Source organism: Pararhizobium sp. LjRoot255, assembly GCF_964252905.1.
Lineage (GTDB): Bacteria > Pseudomonadota > Alphaproteobacteria > Rhizobiales > Rhizobiaceae > Pararhizobium.
This window is the reverse complement of sequence record NZ_CAXUPQ020000001.1, coordinates 2,770,573-2,789,670: the sequence shown is the minus strand read 5'-3', so window position 1 is coordinate 2,789,670 and position 19,098 is coordinate 2,770,573. Positions and strand designations below refer to the sequence as shown.

Genomic DNA, 19,098 nt, shown 5'->3' with positions numbered 1-19,098 from the left:
AGTTCAAAAACTTCAATACGATACAAAAACGAATGTCAAACGAAAACAAAACGCAAGTTAAAACGCGTTTGCGCCCCCGCAAAAAGCAATGGCGACAACGGCAAAAACACAATTGTCACGCTGCCGGTTTTAGGCATAGTTTCAAGAGTCGAATTAACAAGAAGAGACCGCATGACCCAATCCGCCGGCAGCATCCGCTTCATTCTGAATGACCGGGACATCGCGCTGACGTCAGTGTCGCCAACGGGAATGCTGCTCGATTTCCTACGTCTCGAACGGCGACTGACGGGAACCAAGGAAGGTTGCGCCGAGGGCGATTGCGGTGCCTGCACCGTGCTCGTCGGCCGGCTCGCGGGTAACGATCTCGTCTACGAAAGCGTCAATGCCTGTATCCGCTTCACCGGATCGCTCAATGCGACCCATGTCGTGACCATCGAGCATCTAGCCGCAAAGGACGGCGTGCTACACCCGGTTCAGCAGGCCATGGTCGACTATCACGGCTCGCAATGCGGATTCTGCACGCCCGGTTTCGTGATGTCGCTATACGGACTGTGGCTATCGAAGGACAATCCCGGCCGCGCCGATATCGAAAAAACGTTGCAAGGCAATCTCTGTCGATGCACGGGTTACGAGCCGATTGTCAAAGCGGCCGAAGCGGTCGGCAAGATGAGGCCCGATGCTGTGTTCGACCCTCTCATCAAGGTGCGGCGGGATATTACAGCGCGCCTCAAGGCAATGCGCAACGATGAGACGATCTTGATCGGCGATGACGCGGCAAGACTTATCGTTCCCGGCTCGGCCTCGGCCCTGGCCGAGGTTCTCGACACCTATCCGCAGGCAACCATGGTCGCCGGCTCCACCGATGTCGGCCTCTGGGTCACCAAGCAGATGCGCGAGATCAGTCCGGTCATCTTCATCAACGGCATCGAGGAGTTGCAGTCGATCCGGGAGACAAAAGAGGGCATCACCATCGGCGCCGGCGTGACTTATTCCGCGGCCTTCAAGCTGATCTCGGCGCGCTATCCCGCCTTTGGCCGATTGCTCGACCGGCTCGGCGGCGAGCAGGTGCGCAATATGGGCACGATCGGCGGCAATGTCGCCAACGGCTCGCCGATCGGCGACACACCGCCGCCCCTGATCGCGCTCGATGCAAGTGTCACGCTACGATCGAAGGCCGGGCAGCGAACAGTTCCGCTTGAGGACTATTTCATCGAATATGGACGTCAGGATCGCAGGCCCGGAGAATTCGTCGAAAGCATCTTCGTGCCCAGCCTGCCCGGCGGCGATCTGTTCTCCGTCTATAAAGTCTCAAAGCGTCGTGACGAGGATATCTCCGCCCTTTGCGGCGCTTTCCGTATCGCGCTTAACGGCGACCTGGTGACGTCGGCACGGATCGCATTTGGCGGCATGGCCGGAACGCCGAAACGGGCGGCCCATGTCGAAGCGGCATTGGTCGGCAGGCTCTGGAACGAAGAGACGGTGAAGGCTGCCCAAACCGCGTTCGAACAAGATTATCAGCCGCTCACCGACTGGCGCGCCACAGCGGCCTATCGCATGCTGGCGGCGAAGAACCTGCTCTTGCGGTTCTTCGTGGAAACGTCAGGTGAAAGGGCCGAGCTTGTCCGGTTCGAGGTGACGGCATGACGATCCAACTCTCAGCGCCCCCCAGCCGGTCCGGCGGAGCCACCCCCCTCTGTCACTTCGTGACATCTCCCCCTCAAGGGGGGAGATTGCTTGCCGTATCGCTCTCGAAAAGCAAGCAGCCTCGCAACGACCCGCAAATGCGAGAACGCCCCAGCGCGCTCCCGATCTCCCCCCTTGAGGGGGAGATGTCGGCAAGGCCGACAGAGGGGGGTATTCCGGCGGCACAAATGAAGGCCGCAAAACAGGCGACGGAATCTCGTCTGTCTTCGCCCAGTCGGACAATGCGACGGACCGGAGGTCCTTGCTGATGGACAAATCCACCTTCGAAGAGCGCAAGACGATCGCCGGACCGATGCATTCGGCACTGCGCCACGACAGCGCCCACAAGCATGTCTCCGGCACCGCGGATTATATCGATGACATTCCGGAACCGGCCGGAACGCTGCATGGCGCGCTGGGGATGACCGACCGCGCCCATGCCGAAATCCTCGCCATGGACCTATCGGAGGTCGAAGCAACACCCGGCGTCGTCTGTGTGCTGACCGCCAAGGACATGCCGCACTCCAACGACATCAGCCCCACCCATCTGGATGACGAGCCGGTGCTTGCCGATGGCCTTGTCCAGTTCCATGGCCAGCCCGCTTTTGCCGTGATCGCCGAAACCCGCGATGTTGCCCGCCGGGCGGCGCGCAAGGCGAAGATCACCTATCGCGACCTACCGCATTCCACCGATATCGCCGATGCGCTTGAAAACGGCGCGGAGCTCGTTACCAAGCCGCTCACATTGCAGCGCGGCGATGCCGAGGCGGAACTGGAACTCTCGCCTCGCCGCCTCGCTGGCCGCATGCGCATCGGCGGCCAGGAGCATTTCTATCTCGAAAGCCATATCGCCTTTGCCATTCCCGGCGAAGACGACGAAGTCACCGTCTGGTCCTCGACCCAGCATCCGAGCGAAGTGCAGCACATGGTCGGCCATGTGCTCGGCGTGCCCTCGAATGCCGTGACGGTACAGGTGCGGCGCATGGGCGGCGGCTTCGGCGGCAAGGAAACCCAGGCCAGCCAGTTTGCGGTTCTGGCGGCCGTGGCAGCCAAGAAGCTCAACCGCGCCGTCAAATTCCGTCCCGACCGCGACGAGGATATGACAGCCACCGGCAAGCGCCACGATTTCCTTGTCGACTACGATGTGGGCTTCGACGACGAGGGCCGCATCCATGCGGTGAAGGCGAATTATGCCGCCCGTTGCGGCTATTCCTCCGATCTCTCCGGCCCGGTCACCGACCGCGCCCTCTTCCACGCCGACAGCTCCTATTTCTTCCCGCATGTGAAGCTGACCTCGCAGCCCCTGAAGACGCATACCGTCTCCAATACCGCCTATCGCGGTTTCGGCGGGCCGCAGGGCATGATCGGCGGCGAGCGTATCATCGAGGAGATCGCCTATACGCTCGGCAAGGATCCGCTCGACATCCGCAAGCTGAATTTCTACGGCGAAAAAGGGTCGGGCCGCGACCTCACGCCCTATCACCAGCAGATCGAAGACAACATTATCCACCGCATCGTCTCCGAACTGGAGGTGGACGCCGACTATCAGGCGCGCCGCAAGGCGATCATCTCCTTCAACAGGACGAGCCAGGTGATCCGCAAGGGCATCGCGCTGACGCCGGTCAAGTTCGGCATCTCCTTTACCATGACCGCCTTCAACCAGGCAGGTGCGCTGGTCCATATCTACAAGGACGGATCGATCCACCTGAACCACGGCGGCACCGAGATGGGCCAGGGCGTCTATACCAAGGTGGCGCAGGTTCTTGCCGACAGTTTCCAGGTCGATATCAGCAATGTGAAGATCACCGCGACGTCGACCGGCAAGGTGCCCAATACCTCGGCGACCGCCGCCTCCTCCGGCTCCGACCTCAACGGCATGGCGGCCTATGACGCGGCCCGCCAGATCAAGGAACGGCTCGTCGATTTCGCCGCCGAACGCTGGCAGACGGCCCCGGAAAATGTCGCCTTCGTACCGAACCATGTGAAGATTGGCGAGGAACTGGTGCCCTTCGCCGACTTCATCAGCCAAGCCTATTTCGCCCGCATCCAGCTGTCCGCTGCCGGCTTCTACAAGACGCCGAAAATCCACTGGGATCGCGACACCGGCCGCGGTACGCCATTCTACTATTTCGCCTATGGAGCCGCCGTCTCGGAGGTTTCCATCGATACACTGACCGGCGAATACATGGTCGACCGCGTCGACGTGCTGCACGATGTCGGCAAATCGCTCAACCCCGCCATCGATATCGGCCAGGTGGAGGGTGGCTTCGTTCAAGGCATGGGATGGCTGACCACGGAAGAACTCTGGTGGGACGATAAGGGCCGCCTGCGCACCCATGCGCCGTCGACCTACAAGATCCCGCTCGCCTCCGACCGGCCGAAGATATTCAACGTCAAGCTGGCAGAATGGGCCGAAAATGCCGAAATGACCATCGGCCGCTCCAAGGCCGTCGGCGAGCCGCCCTTCATGCTGCCGATCTCGGTGCTGGAGGCGCTCTCCATGGCCGTTGCCAGCGTCGCGGACTACCGCGAATGCCCAAGACTGGATACGCCGGCGACACCGGAACGGGTGCTGATGGCGGTGGAGCGCCTGCGTGCGACCAAAGCGTGAAGAGCAATTGAAATGAACTATGCCGCCGACAGCCTCGAAGCCTTCCTTGAGCGCGAATACAAGTTGGTCGTTGTCGAGATCAAGCAGACCTTCGGCTCGACGCCACGCGAGGCAGGCGCCATCATGCTGGTTTCGCCGACGGACACGCATGGAACAATCGGCGGCGGGCAGATGGAACATCTGGCGATCGACAATGCCCGGGCGCTTCTTGCGGGCGTCAGTGACCAGCTCGAGATGGATATTCCGCTCGGTCCCGATATCGGCCAGTGCTGCGGCGGCCGCGTGATCTTATCGTTCCGTATCGGCGATGAGGCTTCCCGCGCAGCGCTTGACGCAAGGTTGAAGAAGCGGCTGGAGTCGCTGCCGGAAGTCTGGCTGTTCGGTGCCGGCCATGTCGGCCGGGCGCTGGCCGATGCCCTGTTGCTGTTGCCGCTGAAGACCTATGCCGTGGAAACGCGAAAGAGCGAGCTCGACCTCATGTCAGCCGGTGCCAGCCATCGGCTGGTCGCCATTCCGGAAGCGATGGTCAAGGATATCGCGCCGGGCTCGGCCGTTGTCATCCTCACCCACGACCACGCGCTCGATTTCCTGATCGCCAGGGAAGCGCTGGCACGCGACGATCTCGCCTATGTCGGCATGATCGGCTCGAAAGCCAAGCGCGCCACCTTCGCAAGCTGGGCACGAAAAGAGGGTTTGGGCGATGACGCAATCGGCAGGCTGGTGCTGCCGATCGGCGGCAAGGCTGTCAGTGACAAACGCCCTGCCGTCATCGCCGCCATGACATCGGCTGAGATTCTTGTCGCCTTGGAGAGGCGTAAGCGCAACTGATGCGGGTCGCTGTTGCGGATCAGCACAGCGCCCCCCGCGCGCCTGCGCCGCAAGGCCCCGCCGGCTCGAACACACCGCCGAGCCGGTGGCAGGCCCTAATGGTGACGCGGGTCGCGCCCGTCCATAAAACCCATGTCTCGTTTCATGTGATCTGACATCACTTCGAGATCAAGTTTCGGGTAGCCAAGCCGAAGACCGCGCAGCATCCTCGCCAGCATAGAACGCCATTCTCCAGCCCGAGATCGCGGCATAGATTCAAATTTTTCAATTGCTTGGCAATCCATGATGGCACCCTGTGTTTCTGTGAATGTGATTGCAGCATGCGCGCAAACGTGCTCAACTTCCAATCGAACAACCGTCTGCATGCATCAAGAGAACTTATCCGTGAAAATGTCGAAACAGTTCCCGTTGAACGCGCTTCGCGTCTTTGAAGCCGCGGCTCGGCTCGGCAGTTTCACTCGCGCGGGCGAAGAACTCGGCATGACCCAGACGGCGGTCAGCTATCAGATCAAGTTGATCGAGGAGAATGTCGGCGAACCGTTGTTCCTACGGCGGCCGCGGCAGATCACGCTGACGGAGGTTGGCCAGCGACTGGCGCCGCGCGTCACCGAAGCCTTCGAAATGCTGCAGGAGGCCGTGCTGTCGGCGCGGGGCGATGTGGACAGCGCATTGCTGATCAGTTCGACGGCGACATTCGCCTCGCAATGGCTCGCCCGCAATATCGGCTCCTTTCAGCTGGCGCATCCGAACATCGCGGTGCGCCTGACGACCGGCGAGACGATAGTCGATCTCACGACAGGAGCGGCTGACCTTGCCATCCGATCCGGCACCGGCGTCTGGCCGGGCCTCGACAGCCATCCGTTGATGCGCATCCAGTTCACGCCGATGCTGAGCCCGGCGCTCGCCGAGACGATCGGCGGCATTCACGAACCACGCGATCTCCTGAAACTGAGGATCATCGACGCCGGCGACCCGTGGTGGCGGCTCTGGTTCGAAGCCGCCGGCATCCAGGACCCGGACCTTGACGGCAGGCCGACGAGCAGGCTCGGCGCACAGACCTTCGAGGCACGCGCGGCAGTTGCCGGACAGGGCGTCGCCATCCTGACGCCGGAATTCTACATGGACGACGTAGCGCTCGGCCGGCTCTATCAGCCCTTCGAATTGCGTTGCAGCGACGGTCATGACTATTGGCTTGCCTATCCGCATGCGCGCCGCAACACGCTAAAAATCCGCGCATTCCGCGACTGGATTCTGGGCGAGCTCGATCCGGAGACGAACAGCTTGCGCAAATAGCGCTTGACGACGAAATCGCCCTCTTCCCCCGGCCTTCGTTTTTTCGCAAGGTGGCGCGGCGGAGGATGAAAGGGGACCTGTATGTATGAATTCGCCATAGCCTGGGAATGGCTGGCCTTTGCCGTCCGCTGGCTGCATGTCATCACCGCCATCGCCTGGATCGGCTCTTCCTTCTATTTCATCGCGCTCGATCTCGGCCTCGTGAAGCGCGATCATCTGCCCGCCGGCGCCTATGGCGAGGAATGGCAGGTGCATGGCGGCGGCTTCTATCACATCCAGAAATACCTCGTTGCGCCAGCAGCCATGCCGGAACATCTCACCTGGTTCAAATGGGAGAGCTACGTCACCTGGCTTTCCGGCTTTGCCATGCTCTGTCTGATCTATTACGGCGGCGCCGACCTTTTCCTGATCGACCGGCATGTGCTCGATATTTCCGCGACCACGGCGATCCTGATCTCGCTCGCCTCGCTCGGTATCGGCTGGATCTTCTATGATCTTCTGTGCAAATCACCGCTCGGCAAGAACACCTGGACGCTGATGGGCATCCTCTATGTCGCCCTCGTGGCGATGGCCTGGGGGTATACGCAGGTCTTCACCGGCCGCGCCGCCTTCCTGCATCTCGGCGCATTTACCGCGACGATCATGTCGGCCAATGTCTTCTTCATCATCATGCCGAACCAGCGCGTCGTCGTCGCTGATCTGATCGCCGGGCGCACGCCCGACCCGAAATACGGCGTCATCGCCAAACAGCGCTCGCTGCACAACAACTACCTGACGCTGCCCGTCATCTTCTTCATGCTGTCCAACCACTACCCGCTCGCCTTCGCGACCGCGTATAACTGGGTGATCGCGGCACTGGTCTTCCTGATGGGCGTCACCATCCGCCACTGGTTCAACACGACCCATGCCCGCAAGGGCAAACCGACCTGGACGTGGCTGGTCACGCTTGTGATCTTCATCCTGATCATGTGGCTATCGACAGCGCCTAAGGTCCTTACCGGCGAAGCCTCGGCCGAAGTGTCGCCGGCCTTCCGGCAGTTCGCAACAAACGCGCATTTCCCAGCAGTGAAGGATACGGTCACGACCCGTTGCTCCATGTGCCATTCGGCGGAACCCGTCTATGAGGGCATCAACCGACCGCCCAACGGCGTCATACTGGAGAGCGACGCGGAGATTGTCGCGCGTGCCCGCGACATCTACATCCAGGCCGGCCGCAGCCACGCCATGCCGCCGGGCAATATTACTGACATGACGGTGAATGAGCGTAAACTGCTGACGGCGTGGTTCGAAAGCTCGGTTTCTGAAGGCAGGACAGAATGACAGCGACCCTCATTCGCGGACGCACGCTGAGTTTCAAGCACGCCCCCGCGGGCCTGCAGGACAAGGACGCCTATGCCTACGAGCTGGATGGCGCCCTATTGGTTGAAGACGGCGTCATCCTCGCGAGCGGCGCTTATGACGCCGTGAAGGCGCAGGCGCCCGATGACGCGGTGGAAATCGATCACCGGCCCCACCTCATACTGCCCGGCTTTATCGACACGCATCTGCATTTCCCGCAGATGCAGGTGATCGGCTCCTATGCCGCCAACCTGCTCGAATGGCTGAACACCTATACCTTCCCGGAGGAATGCCGCTTCGTCGAGACGGCGCATGCTGAGCGTATCGCGACACATTTCTTCGACGAAATGGTGCGTCACGGCACGACCACGGCGGTCGCCTATTGCTCGGTGCACAAGACCTCCGCCGATGCCTTCTTCGCGGAAGCCCTGCGCCGCAACATGCGCATGGTCGCCGGCAAGGTGATGATGGACCGCAACGCGCCGCAGGCGCTGCTCGACACGCCTGAGACGGCCTACGACGAGACCCGGGCGGTGATCGCCGAATGGCATGGCAGGGGCCGCAACCACGTGGCGATCACCCCGCGCTTCGCCATCACCTCGACGCCCGAGCAGATGTCTGCGGCACAAGCTCTGGCGCGCGAATTTCCCGATCTTCACATCCAGACGCATCTCTCGGAAAACCGCGAAGAGATCGATTTCACCTGCTCGCTCTATCCCGAGGCCGTCGACTACACGGATGTCTACACCCGCTACGGCCTGCTTGGCCCGAAAACCTTGTTCGGCCACTGCATCCATCTGTCGGCGCGTGAGATGGACGCCATGAGCGAGACCGGCTCGGTCGCCGTCCACTGCCCGACCTCCAATCTTTTTCTCGGCTCCGGTCTGTTCCCGCTGAAAAAGCTGGTCAACCGCGAGAAACCTGTGCGCGTTGCCGTCGCCACCGATATCGGCGGCGGCTCGAGCTATTCGATGCTGCGCACCCTGGACGAGGCCTACAAGATCCAGCAATTGCAGGGCGAACGGCTGAACCCGTTCGAGAGTTTCTACTACATGACACTGGGCAACGCGCTGGCTCTATCGCTCGAAGACAAGATCGGCACGCTCGAGCCCGGAATGGATGCCGATTTCATCGTGCTGAACATGGCGGCGACACCCGCCATGGCGCTGAAAGCGGAAGTGGTGAACTCACTCGCTGACGAGCTTTTCCTGTTGCAAACCATGGGTGACGACCGGGCGATTGCCGAGACGTATGTGGCGGGTAGGGCGGCAAAGGCTGGGCTTTGAAAACACCTCCCCTCGAGGGGGAGGGTCGGAGCGAAGCGCCGGGGTGGGTGACCCTCGGCGATCCCCTCAGCCGCGACGGCACGTCTCGGTTGTCTTTTATACGGCTGACAAGATCGGCGGCGGGCCGGATTGTTTTTGCGCCCGCAGATGCCCGCATAAGTTCAGCAATCTCGGCCTGAACGGCTCGAGACTACCGCTGCGCCTCGCTGAGGCCTTCTCCATCGAATGGGCGGAAAAAAGGGGGGCTTTTAAGTGGGGATCGTTCCGCGGTCAGTATCCCCAACCCATCTCCTCCACCATCTCCTTGATCTTCACAGCCTTCTCGAAATGATCCAACTTATGCGTACGAATCCACCATTCGGCCGCCTCCATCAGCAATTCGGGGTCATCATTTTTGTTCGCGAAGAAAGCGTAGAAGGAGAGTCCGACGCCCGGACCTTTGTCTGCAATCTTGCGATCGCAGACTTCCACGATTTTTTGCCTCAAGCTGGCTCTCATTCACTCATCCTATGCGTGATTTCCAATCCCCCGTTGTGAGGGAGATTGGCCAAGGCGCAAGGGGAATGACACCGATTGCCTATTCTTTCCAGGCCGCGACCGTCTGCGGCTTCACCTCAGCCTCGCCGAGAACCAGCGTACCATGGGCGGGGCTCGTCCAGACCTCCGTCCCGTAATTGAACGCAAACGTCATCCCGCCGCGCCGGCGCAGTCGGATATGATCGGGCAGCGCAACCGTCTCCAGCCCGGCCTTCGCCGCCAGATGAGCGAGCGCCTGCTGCAGCAGTTCCTGATCCGGCCAGCAGGCAAGGTAGTGATGCCCACCCCTGGCCGTCAGCGCCGGATCGCCATTGGTGAACTTCGCGAGCACGTCGCCTTCCGTCTCGACATATTCCCGCCAGCGGATGGCCGCTCCGGAGACAGCGCCTGATACTGCATCGTCCAGTCCCGGGCGCAGCGATGACACCTGCGTGACCCGAACGCCAGTCAGCGCAGCCAGCGACCCTGGCGGCAGGTTTTCAGGAATGGCAAACTGGCGCGTGCGCGAGCCTGAGCGCGGGCCGTAGAGCACGATGCCCTCGGCGGCGCTGAAGGCCTGCAGGGCGGCTTCCGAGATCATCATCAGCGACGGAACGAGCACCAGCTTGTAACCGTCGAGCGGCGCGCCCGGGGGCACGAAGTCGACGTTGAGACCGAGCTTGCGCACCGCCTCGTACCAGCGGAAGGCCAGGTCGTGATACTGGAAGTCCCTGCCCTGCGGCTGGATTGCCGTCGCCCAATAGGTTTCGTAGTCATAGACGATCGCGACCGGCGCCTGCTCCGTTCCCGGCAACTCGCCCGTTTCGATGATCTCGCGGCCGACCAACTCGGCTTCGCGGCCGCCAGCCGACAGTTCGTCCGAGCCCGGCAGGTTGAGGCCCGCATGCATCTGCTCCTGCGCGAACGGGGCCTGGCGCCAGCGGAAATAGCTGACGACTTCGGCGCCGTGCGCCAGCGCTTCCCAGGTCCAGAGCCGTACCATGCCGGGTTTCGGCACCGGGTTCCACGGCGCCCAGTTCACCGGTCCCGGCTGCTGTTCCATGACCCATAAACGGCCGCGGCCGACACCGCGGTAGAGATCGTGGTGGAACGGCGCGATGTCCGGATGCGAGGTTTCCGCCCAACGGTTCCTCTCTTCCTGGCTGAATGGGAATTTCTCGACGAAGCCGATCGGATAACTATCCCACGAGGCTATATCGAGATTTTCACCGACCTTCCAGTGATCGAAATCGTTGACGAAACCCATGAAATTATGGGTGATCCAGCGGCCCGGCGAATGCTTGCGGATGATCTCGCACTGCATCTTGTCGTACGCGGCCACCTGCCCGGACTGGAAGCGCCAGAAATCGAGCCGCGCCGCCGGATTGGTCTCGGTGACGGTCAGGTTCGGCAGCACGACGTCCTCGAAGCTCGCCACCTCCATCGACCAGAAGACATTGCCCCAGGCTTCATTGAGCTGGTCGGTCGACTGGTAGCGCAGCCTCAGCCATCGGCGGAACGCCTTCAGGTCTTCCGGCCCCCAGGATTGCGTCGTGTCGTGGCAGCCATATTCGTTGTCCGTCTGCCAGCCATTCAGCGCCGGATGTTCGCCGTAACGCTTGGCGATGATCTCGACGATGCGAGCGCTTTCACGCCACCAGACCTCTGAGGAGAAGGTGTAGTGCCGGCGCGAGCCGAAACCGCGCACATGGCCGTTCTGATCGACCGGCGCGATCTCCGGATATTCATCCATCAGCCATTTCGGCGGCGTCGCCGTCGGCGTACCGAGCACGACCTTCAGCCCGGCGGCACCCAGCGTATCCATGGCTCGGTCGAGCCAGCCGAAATCGAACGTGCCGCGCTTCGGCTCCAGCCGCGACCAGGCAAATTCGCCGATGCGCACGAAGGAAATGCCCATGTCCCGCATGCGGCGGGCGTCTTTCGCCCACCACGCTTCTGGCCAGTGTTCCGGATAATAGCAAACGCCCAACATTACTTCGTCAGATCTCCGTTGATGATGGCGACGCCGGAGGCGTCGAAAAGGTGGCAGGCTTTGGCTGGGATACCGATGCGGAAATCCGCGCCCGGATGTGCTGTGGCAAGACCATCGGCCTTGACGGCAATGTCGGTGCCGTCGCCGAGGCTGACATAGAACATGGTTTCGGAGCCGAGATATTCGGCGAGCCGGAGCTTTGCCGGCAGAATGGCCCCGTCCCGACCGTCGGCATCGATATGCTCGGGGCGAATGCCGAGCGTCACGCTCTGCCCTTCGCTGACGCGGGCATTGCCGGCTGGCAGCAGGATATCGACATTGCCCGGCAGGTTGACCCGAATCTGATCTCCGGCGGGTGCTGCCGTCGCCTTCAAAAAATTCATCTTCGGTGAGCCGATGAAGCCTGCGACGAAGATGTTATTGGGCCGGTGGTAGAGTTCCAGCGGCGAGCCGATCTGCTCGATCGATCCAGCGCTGAGGACCACGATCTTGTCGGCCATGGTCATGGCTTCCACCTGATCGTGGGTGACGTAGATCATCGTTGCTCTCAGATCCTGATGCAGCGTGCTGATCTCGGTGCGCATCTGCACCCTGAGCGCCGCGTCGAGGTTCGACAGCGGCTCGTCGAACAGGAAGACTTCCGGGTTGCGCACGATGGCGCGGCCGATGGCGACGCGCTGGCGCTGGCCACCGGAAAGCTGCGACGGCTTGCGGGCAAGCAGCGGCTCAAGCTGCAGCATCTTGGCGGCGCGCTGCATGCGCTTTTCGATCTCCGCCTTGTCGTGACCGGTCATGCGCAGGCCGAAGCCGATATTGTCGGCGACGGTCATGTGCGGATAGAGCGCATAAGACTGGAACACCATCGCCACGCCGCGATCGGACGGCCCGATATGGGTCATGTCCTTGCCACCGATCCTGAGTTCGCCCGACGAGATCTCCTCAAGTCCGGCAATCATCCGCAACAGCGTAGATTTGCCACAGCCGGAGGGACCGACGAAGACGCAGAACTCGCCGTCGGCGATGGAAAAATCGACACCCTTGATGACGCTGACCGAGCCGAACTGCTTGGTGACATTGCGGAGCATGACGTCAGCCATTGGCCCTGCCTTTCGATGGAAGTTGAAATGTAGAAAATGCAGCGATCATCCCTTGGTCGCTCCCAGCGTCAGCCCGGCGATGAAATGTCTCTGCATCAGGAAGAACATCAGGACCGGCGGCATGGCGGCAACGATGGAGCCGGCCGACACCAGATGCCAGGCGGCGATCCACTGGCCGTTCAGCGAATAAAGCCCGGCCGTCACCGGCATGGCATGCTGCCCCTGCACCAGCACCGTCGCCCAGAAATAGTCGTTCCAGATGAAGGTGAAGACCAGCACCGACAGGGCGGCGATCGCCGGACGCATCAGCGGCAGGACGATATAGCGAAAAATCCGCCATTCGCTGACGCCCTCGACACGGGCGGATTCGATCAGTGCAAAAGGAAGCGACGTGATGAAATTGCGCATGAACAGCGTGCAGAAGCCGGTCTGGAACGCGACGTGGAAGAGGACGAGACCGGTGATGCTGTCGTAGAGCCCCGCCTTCAGGGTCATGTCGCGCACCGGCACCATCAGGATCTGAAAGGGGATGAAGTTGCCGGCGACGAACAGGAAGAAGATCAGCAGATTGGCGCGGAACTTGTAGACCGCCAAGGCAAAGCCCGACAGGCAGGCGAGCCCGACCGCGCCGATCACCGTCGGGATCGTCACCTGGAAAGAGTTGAGGATGTACCAGCCAATCGGCGAATCCCTGAAGACCGCCGTATAGTTGTCGATGCCGGCGAAGCGCGAGGGCATGCCGAAATAGTTTCCGGCGGCCAGATCCGCGGACGGCCGGACCGAGGTGATGGCAACGCCGATCAAAGGCAGCAGCCAGACGATCAATGCGATCGGCAGGATGATCGTATAGGCATGGCGTACCCAGGGGGAAGCCTTCTGGACAGGGGTCGGAAACATCAGGCGTGCCTTTCCCGCATCAGCATGCGCACGATGAACAGGGTGATGAAGATCATCATGATCATGAAGAGGACAACGGCGATCGCCGCACCATAGCCCATGCGGTAGCCGTATTCCGACAGCGCCTGCTCATACATGTAGAACGAAAGCACGCGGCTTGAGCCGTAGGGGCCACCATCCGTCATGATCGAGACCAGGTCGAAGGAGCGCAACGCGCCAATGACGGTAACGACGATGGCAATGAAGGTGGCGGGACCGAGCTGCGGCAGGATGATGTGCCACAGCAGCGACCAGCCCCTCGCACCGTCCATGCGCGCGGCCTCCACCTGCTCCGGGTTGATGTTGTTGAGACCGGTCAGGTAGAGGATCATGCAATAGGCAATCTGCGGCCAGAGGCCGGCGGCGATGATGCCCAGCGTGACATAACGCTCGTCCGCAAGGATGGCGATGCTTTGGCCGGTCAGTGTCTTGATCAGCGCCGAGAGAAGGCCGAAATCCGGCGCGTAGAACCAGGTGAAGATCAGGCCGACGACAACCTGGCTGATGACGAAGGGAAAGAAGAACAGCGACTTGTACAGCCTGATCCCGGTGACCGTCTGATTGAGAAACAGCGCCACCGCAAGCCCCGCCGGAACAGCGAGCAGATAGAGCACCAGCCACAGGATGTTGTTTTTCAGCGAAGTGTAGAACGCTTCATCATCGAGAAGTTCGACATAGTTGGCTACGCCGATCCAGGTTTTCGGGCCGAGCCCGTCCCAGTCGTAGAAGCTGATCCAGATCGACTGGAAGATCGGGATGATCACATAGATCGAAAACATGATCATGCCGGGCGCCAGGAACAGCCAGGGCGCAAGTCGCTGCTGGTTGCGCTTCCAGAAACCGGATGCCGCGGGAACGGTGCTGCTCATCGCTGCCCTTTGTTGAAGTAGTTTGAAAACAATCGACCGCAATCCCGGTATCTGCCCCTCACCCTAGCCTTCTCCCCGCCTGCGGGGAGAAGGTGCCCGCCCTTCTTGTCTAAAAAGGAGGGCGGATGAGGGGCTGGTGCCGATTTGAAGATTACTTGTAGATACGTCCGCGTGCCTTTTCGAGGCGCTCGAGGATCGCATCCACATTGTCGGGCTTGACCATGAACTGCTGGAAGCCTTCCATGCCGGCCTTGGCCATTTCAGCCGGGGCGTCGCGGTCGTAGAACTGGGCAAGCGCATAGGCATTTGCCAGCATTTCAAACCCGGCCTTCAGGAACGGATCTTCAGACTTGGCGGACTGGTTGTTGACCGGAAGCTGTCCCAGGACCTCGTTCATCTTGGTCTGGGCCTCGGGCGTTGCCAGATAGGCGAGGAACTTGCGGGCATCTTCCTTGTTCTTCGCACCCGAGGGGATGTGGAAGGATTCGGTCGGCGCATCTTCCGCCATCGGAATGCCGGGGGTGATTTCCGGGAACTGCAGGAAGCCGATCTGGTCGTCTTTCAATCCGCCATCCTTCATGGCGGCCACGGCGAAGTTGCCCATCAGGTACATCGCCGCCTTGCCCTGGACGAATTGCGGAATGGCGTCCTGCCAGTCGATCGCCGCATGGTTTTCAAGGAAATAGCCGGGCTTCACCAGCTCGGCCCATTTCTCGAACACCGCCTTCACTTTCGGATCGGTGTAGGGAACCTTGCCGGCGGTCAGGTCCATGTGGAACTCGTAACCATTGACGCGCAGGTTCAAATAGTCGAACCAGCCCCCGGTCGGCCACAGCGCCTTGGTGCCGATTGCAAAGGGCGTGATGCCGGCTGTCTTCAGCTTCTCACAGGCGGCGATCAGTTCGGCCCAGTTCTTCGGCGGCGTGATGCCCTGCTCTGCGAGGATGTCTTTCCGATAGTAGATGCCCCACTGATAGTAGGAATAGGGGATGCCCCATTTCTTGCCGTCGATTTCCATCGACTTGACGGCGGATTTCAACTGATCGTCCAGCTTGTTTTCGGCCCAGAGGTCAGTGACATCCTCGAACAGGCCGGCCTTGACGAAGGGGGCCATGCGGTTACCGGAATACCAGGCGACGACATCGGGCGCGTCAGCGGTCAGGAAGTTGCGGATCGCGGATTTGTAGCCTTCGTGGTCGAAATTGTTCCACTTGACGGTGACGTCCGGATGGGCAGCCTTGAAGCCTTCAAGCAGCGTTTCCATCGCCTTTTTCGGCGCCGGATCGGACTGGTCGGAGTTGATGACGAGTTCGCCTGCAAAGGCTGCAGACATGGTAAGCGCATAGCCGAGCACGAGCCCGGTGGCGGCTTTAAAAGAAATCATTCTATCCTCCCAAGGATCAGCGTGTGGTGCCGTTGCCTCCTGCGGCTGTCTTGTTCCTCTTTCCGCATGAGCCGCTTGACCTTGCTGCCGAAACCCGCAATCTTCTTCCGACATTTCGACATAAACTTCCGGTTTTCTAACATCAGCGGGATATGAAATGACGCGGCGCCCGAAACTCGTGAACAGGCTCGGTGCAACACCGGTCCACCCGGAACGCGACCCGGCGCATCCGCTGGTCGTCTTCGGCGATCACCGTTTCTGCGCTGGCGACAATATCAACGTGCGGCGAATGGAAGGCCCGCACATGCACAGCCAGATCGAGCTGAATTTCGTGCTCGAAGGCGAGATGACCTATTGGTTCGACGGACGCGAACTCAGCGTCTCCGAGGGACGGCTATGCCTGTTCTGGGGCATGATCCCGCATCAGGTGACGGACATAAAAGAGCCGACGCGGTTCATCTGCCTCTATGTGCCGATGTCGGTCTTTCTGGCGCTGCCGAGCCTCAGCCGGTTCCGCGACGCAGTCTTTCGCGGCGCGATGATCGAGGCGCTCGATATCCGCCCCTATGACCGCGACATCTTCATGCGCTGGCGCGAGGAGCTTCTGTCGGGCGATGAGGAGCTGGAACAAATCGTCCGAGAGGAACTGGGCGCCCGCGTACGCCGACTCGACCGCGAAGGCTGGCGCGACCTACGCGAGCAGGGATCGGCCATCGCCTCTTTCGAGCATCACGACGCCGACCGCATGTTCCATGTCGAGCGGATGATGCGCTTCATCACCGAACATGCCTTGGAAAACGTCACCGCCGAGGACGTGGGACGCGATGTCGGTCTGCATCCGAACTATGCCATGGGCATCTTCAAGCGCACTGTCGGCATGACCATCAACCAATCAATCGTCCGCCATCGCCTCGACACCGCCCAATCACTGCTCATTTCGACAGACCTGCCGATCACGAGCGTCGCCTTCGAGGCGGGTTTCGGTTCGCTCTCCCGCTTCTATGAAGCCTTCCACGACCGGTTCGGCACGAAGCCCGGCACCTTCCGGCGCCGCCTTGCGAAGCCGCCACGGGCGCGCGAGGTTCATGCGACGGCCAACGGGCAAATTGCGGCACACGACTGAAAGTCGAATGACAAAAGAGGTAAATTTATTTTACCTCTTGCCGATCCAGACCCTTAACAACAGTTCGCGAAACATGGTATGGCCGAACCATCCCTTGAGATGGAAGCCCGCGCCATGTCCAAAATCCTCGAAATCCGCGATCTCAAAGCCGCCGCCAGGCGCCGCGTCCCGAAGATGTTCTTCGATTATGCCGATAGCGGCGCCTGGACCGAAAGCACATACCGCGCCAACGAGGAAGATTTTTCCAAGATCAAGCTGCGCCAGCGGGTGCTGGTCGATATGACCAACCGGTCGCTCGAAAGCACGATGATCGGCCAGAAGGTTTCCATGCCGTTGGCGCTTTCACCGACCGGTTTGACCGGCATGCAGCATGCCGATGGCGAGATGCTGGCGGCGCAGGCAGCAGAGGAATTCGGCGTGCCCTTCACGCTGTCGACGATGAGCATCTGCTCGATCGAGGATGTCGCCTCCGCCACGACCAAGCCTTTCTGGTTCCAGCTCTACGTCATGCGCGACCGCGACTTCGTCAAGAACCTGATCGACCGCGCCAAGGCGGCAAAATGCTCGGCGCTGGTGCTGACGCTCGACCTGCAGGTCCTCGGCCAGCGCCATAAGGACCTGCGCAACGGCCTGTCCGCGCCTCCAAAGTTCACGCCAAAACACATCTGGCAGATGGCGACGCGGCCGCTCTGGTGCATGCAGATGCTGCAGACCAAGCGCCGCAGCTTCGGCAACATCGTCGGCCACGCCAAGAATGTCTCCGATCTCTCGTCGCTTTCAGTCTGGACGGCGGAGCAGTTCGATCCGCGGCTTTCATGGGAAAATGTGGCTGAGATCAAGGAGATGTGGGGCGGGCCGCTGATCCTCAAAGGAATTCTCGACGTCGAGGACGCGAAGATGGCGGCACGAACCGGCGCCGACGCGATCATCGTTTCCAATCATGGCGGCCGCCAACTCGACGGAGCCCCCTCCTCCATCAGTATGCTGCCGAAAATTGTCGATGCGGTCGGCGACGTGGTCGAGGTTCACATGGACGGCGGTATCCGCTCCGGTCAGGATGTGTTGAAAGCGGTCGCACTCGGCGCCAAGGGCACCTATATCGGCCGCCCCTTCCTCTACGGCCTCGGAGCGGGCGGCAAGGCCGGCGTCACGCTTGCGCTGGATATCATCCGCAAGGAGCTCGACATCACCATGGCGCTCTGCGGCAAGCGGGATATCCGGGATATCAACCGGGATGTGATCGCAGAGTAACTTCAACTCCCTCGATAGGTCGAGTAGCTGAACGGCGAAAGAAGCAACGGCACGTGATAGTGGCTTGCCGCATCTGCGATTCCAAAGCGTAGCGGAATGAGATCGAGGAAAGCGGGTTTCGGCAAACTGGCGCCCGTTGCGCGCAGATAGTCCCCTGCGTGGAACAGCAATTCGTAAGTTCCAACCGAGAACGCCTCCCCCTCCAGCATCGGCCCATCGACCCGACCGTCGCTGTTGGTTTCGACCGTCCGCAGCAGGCGGCGCTGATCTCCTTCGATGACAAACAGGTCGATCTTCAGACCCTGCGCCGGTTTGCCGAGTGCGGTATCGAGGACGTGGGTTGTCAGGCGGCCGGATTTGCTCATTGGGATTTGCTCGCACTCACACAGGATTGGGAATGATGAAGGGCTCGTCGTAAAAGACTTCGACCAGATTGTTGCCCGGACCCTCGCGATCCACAACCAGGAAATCGCTGACCGCCTCGACGGCCATCAGCGGATGGTGCCAGACATTGCGGCCATAGTTGACACCCTGGCTCCCGGTCGCAAGGAAAACGCGCGGGAAACCCGGTTTGCCGTTGTCGTCCGGCGCGACGACAGCCAGCCACGAACCGCCGCCGATCGGCGAAAAGCTCTGCGACCCCAACGGATGGCGTTCCATCATCGTCAGACTATAGGGGAAGCTGCGCGGCTGGCCGCGAAAAATGTTGATGATCACGCGGCCGCCTTCGCCCGTCACATCGACATAGGCAAGCGCGTGAAACCGCTCGGTCGAGCCACCGTTGATCAGGCGCATGGATGCCGGGTCCACTTCGATGACCGTGCCAAAGGGAGCAAAAGCGGCCTGCGTCAGAGGCTCGATCGTCAAGAGCAGCGGCATCAGATTGCCGG

General features: G+C 61.1%; 16 protein-coding genes. 8 read left to right on the top strand and 8 right to left on the bottom strand.

Annotation, left to right across the window (positions count from 1 at the left end):
• Positions 1-171 precede the first annotated feature (171 nt).
• The 6 genes from xdhA (at position 172) to guaD (ending at position 9,039) form a co-directional block, all read left to right on the top strand.
• A complete protein-coding gene (xdhA, locus tag ACSQ2W_RS13485) occupies positions 172-1,644 on the top strand; it encodes a xanthine dehydrogenase small subunit (RefSeq protein ID WP_436086692.1) in 1,473 nt (490 codons plus the stop codon).
• Between the two features lie 307 nt (positions 1,645-1,951).
• Positions 1,952-4,294, top strand: a complete 2,343-nt coding sequence (xdhB, locus tag ACSQ2W_RS13480) for a xanthine dehydrogenase molybdopterin binding subunit (RefSeq protein WP_436086691.1) — start codon at positions 1,952-1,954, stop codon at positions 4,292-4,294.
• Positions 4,295-4,306: 12 nt separating this feature from the next.
• Positions 4,307-5,122, top strand: coding sequence for a xanthine dehydrogenase accessory protein XdhC (xdhC, locus tag ACSQ2W_RS13475; protein WP_436086690.1), 816 nt, complete (start codon positions 4,307-4,309; stop codon positions 5,120-5,122).
• 363 nt (positions 5,123-5,485) lie between these two features.
• Positions 5,486-6,415: a LysR substrate-binding domain-containing protein gene (locus ACSQ2W_RS13470; RefSeq protein WP_436086689.1), complete on the top strand. Its 930-nt coding sequence runs from the start codon at positions 5,486-5,488 to the stop codon at positions 6,413-6,415.
• Between the two features lie 81 nt (positions 6,416-6,496).
• Positions 6,497-7,735, top strand: coding sequence for a urate hydroxylase PuuD (locus ACSQ2W_RS13465; protein ID WP_436086688.1), 1,239 nt, complete (start codon positions 6,497-6,499; stop codon positions 7,733-7,735).
• The gene (guaD, locus tag ACSQ2W_RS13460) at positions 7,732-9,039 is read left to right on the top strand and encodes a guanine deaminase (RefSeq protein ID WP_436086687.1); all 1,308 of its coding nucleotides are present in this window, start codon (positions 7,732-7,734) and stop codon (positions 9,037-9,039) included. Before ACSQ2W_RS13465 ends, guaD begins: the two co-directional genes overlap by 4 nt.
• Before the next feature lie 270 nt (positions 9,040-9,309).
• On the opposite strand, the gene ACSQ2W_RS13455 is transcribed toward guaD, so the two are convergent.
• The 6 genes from ACSQ2W_RS13455 to ACSQ2W_RS13430 all read right to left on the bottom strand — a co-directional run bounded on the left by ACSQ2W_RS13455 (position 9,310) and on the right by ACSQ2W_RS13430 (position 15,834).
• Positions 9,310-9,537: a DUF6500 family protein gene (locus tag ACSQ2W_RS13455; RefSeq protein ID WP_436086686.1), complete on the bottom strand. Its 228-nt coding sequence runs from the start codon at positions 9,535-9,537 to the stop codon at positions 9,310-9,312.
• Between the two features lie 79 nt (positions 9,538-9,616).
• Positions 9,617-11,548 (bottom strand): beta-galactosidase, encoded by a 1,932-nt coding sequence (locus ACSQ2W_RS13450; RefSeq protein WP_436086685.1) that lies wholly within the window; start codon positions 11,546-11,548, stop codon positions 9,617-9,619.
• The gene (locus tag ACSQ2W_RS13445) at positions 11,548-12,645 is read right to left on the bottom strand and encodes an ABC transporter ATP-binding protein (protein WP_436086684.1); all 1,098 of its coding nucleotides are present in this window, start codon (positions 12,643-12,645) and stop codon (positions 11,548-11,550) included. The genes ACSQ2W_RS13450 and ACSQ2W_RS13445 overlap by 1 nt, the downstream gene beginning before the upstream one ends.
• Before the next feature lie 45 nt (positions 12,646-12,690).
• Positions 12,691-13,542, bottom strand: coding sequence for a carbohydrate ABC transporter permease (locus ACSQ2W_RS13440; RefSeq protein ID WP_436086683.1), 852 nt, complete (start codon positions 13,540-13,542; stop codon positions 12,691-12,693).
• Positions 13,542-14,450: a carbohydrate ABC transporter permease gene (locus tag ACSQ2W_RS13435; RefSeq protein WP_436086682.1), complete on the bottom strand. Its 909-nt coding sequence runs from the start codon at positions 14,448-14,450 to the stop codon at positions 13,542-13,544. Before ACSQ2W_RS13435 ends, ACSQ2W_RS13440 begins: the two co-directional genes overlap by 1 nt.
• Before the next feature lie 151 nt (positions 14,451-14,601).
• Positions 14,602-15,834 (bottom strand): ABC transporter substrate-binding protein, encoded by a 1,233-nt coding sequence (locus ACSQ2W_RS13430; RefSeq protein ID WP_436086681.1) that lies wholly within the window; start codon positions 15,832-15,834, stop codon positions 14,602-14,604.
• 157 nt (positions 15,835-15,991) lie between these two features.
• Here ACSQ2W_RS13430 and ACSQ2W_RS13425 point away from each other — a divergent pair, with 157 nt between their 5' ends.
• Both ACSQ2W_RS13425 and ACSQ2W_RS13420 read left to right on the top strand, forming a co-directional pair.
• Positions 15,992-16,957: a helix-turn-helix domain-containing protein gene (locus ACSQ2W_RS13425; protein ID WP_436086680.1), complete on the top strand. Its 966-nt coding sequence runs from the start codon at positions 15,992-15,994 to the stop codon at positions 16,955-16,957.
• Between the two features lie 114 nt (positions 16,958-17,071).
• The gene (locus ACSQ2W_RS13420; RefSeq protein WP_436087782.1) at positions 17,072-18,208 is read left to right on the top strand and encodes an alpha-hydroxy acid oxidase; all 1,137 of its coding nucleotides are present in this window, start codon (positions 17,072-17,074) and stop codon (positions 18,206-18,208) included.
• A gap of 2 nt (positions 18,209-18,210) precedes the next feature.
• Here ACSQ2W_RS13420 and uraH read toward each other — a convergent pair whose 3' ends face one another.
• Together uraH and ACSQ2W_RS13410 are read right to left on the bottom strand one after the other, a co-directional pair.
• Entirely contained in the window at positions 18,211-18,573 is a 363-nt protein-coding gene (uraH, locus tag ACSQ2W_RS13415; protein WP_436086679.1) for a hydroxyisourate hydrolase, read from the bottom strand.
• Between the two features lie 16 nt (positions 18,574-18,589).
• Positions 18,590-19,087, bottom strand: a complete 498-nt coding sequence (locus ACSQ2W_RS13410; RefSeq protein WP_436086678.1) for an ureidoglycolate lyase — start codon at positions 19,085-19,087, stop codon at positions 18,590-18,592.
• Between the last annotated feature and the right edge of the window lie 11 nt (positions 19,088-19,098).

Coding starts and splice junctions, on each gene's coding strand:
- xdhA (WP_436086692.1), top strand. CDS start 172: ATGACCCAATCCGCCGGCAGCATCCGCTTCATTCTGAATGACCGGGAC.
- xdhB (WP_436086691.1), top strand. CDS start 1,952: ATGGACAAATCCACCTTCGAAGAGCGCAAGACGATCGCCGGACCGATG.
- xdhC (WP_436086690.1), top strand. CDS start 4,307: ATGAACTATGCCGCCGACAGCCTCGAAGCCTTCCTTGAGCGCGAATAC.
- ACSQ2W_RS13470 (WP_436086689.1), top strand. CDS start 5,486: ATGCATCAAGAGAACTTATCCGTGAAAATGTCGAAACAGTTCCCGTTG.
- ACSQ2W_RS13465 (WP_436086688.1), top strand. CDS start 6,497: ATGTATGAATTCGCCATAGCCTGGGAATGGCTGGCCTTTGCCGTCCGC.
- guaD (WP_436086687.1), top strand. CDS start 7,732: ATGACAGCGACCCTCATTCGCGGACGCACGCTGAGTTTCAAGCACGCC.
- ACSQ2W_RS13455 (WP_436086686.1), bottom strand. CDS start 9,537: ATGAGAGCCAGCTTGAGGCAAAAAATCGTGGAAGTCTGCGATCGCAAG.
- ACSQ2W_RS13450 (WP_436086685.1), bottom strand. CDS start 11,548: ATGTTGGGCGTTTGCTATTATCCGGAACACTGGCCAGAAGCGTGGTGG.
- ACSQ2W_RS13445 (WP_436086684.1), bottom strand. CDS start 12,645: ATGGCTGACGTCATGCTCCGCAATGTCACCAAGCAGTTCGGCTCGGTC.
- ACSQ2W_RS13440 (WP_436086683.1), bottom strand. CDS start 13,542: ATGTTTCCGACCCCTGTCCAGAAGGCTTCCCCCTGGGTACGCCATGCC.
- ACSQ2W_RS13435 (WP_436086682.1), bottom strand. CDS start 14,450: ATGAGCAGCACCGTTCCCGCGGCATCCGGTTTCTGGAAGCGCAACCAG.
- ACSQ2W_RS13430 (WP_436086681.1), bottom strand. CDS start 15,834: ATGATTTCTTTTAAAGCCGCCACCGGGCTCGTGCTCGGCTATGCGCTT.
- ACSQ2W_RS13425 (WP_436086680.1), top strand. CDS start 15,992: ATGACGCGGCGCCCGAAACTCGTGAACAGGCTCGGTGCAACACCGGTC.
- ACSQ2W_RS13420 (WP_436087782.1), top strand. CDS start 17,072: ATGTCCAAAATCCTCGAAATCCGCGATCTCAAAGCCGCCGCCAGGCGC.
- uraH (WP_436086679.1), bottom strand. CDS start 18,573: ATGAGCAAATCCGGCCGCCTGACAACCCACGTCCTCGATACCGCACTC.
- ACSQ2W_RS13410 (WP_436086678.1), bottom strand. CDS start 19,087: ATGCCGCTGCTCTTGACGATCGAGCCTCTGACGCAGGCCGCTTTTGCT.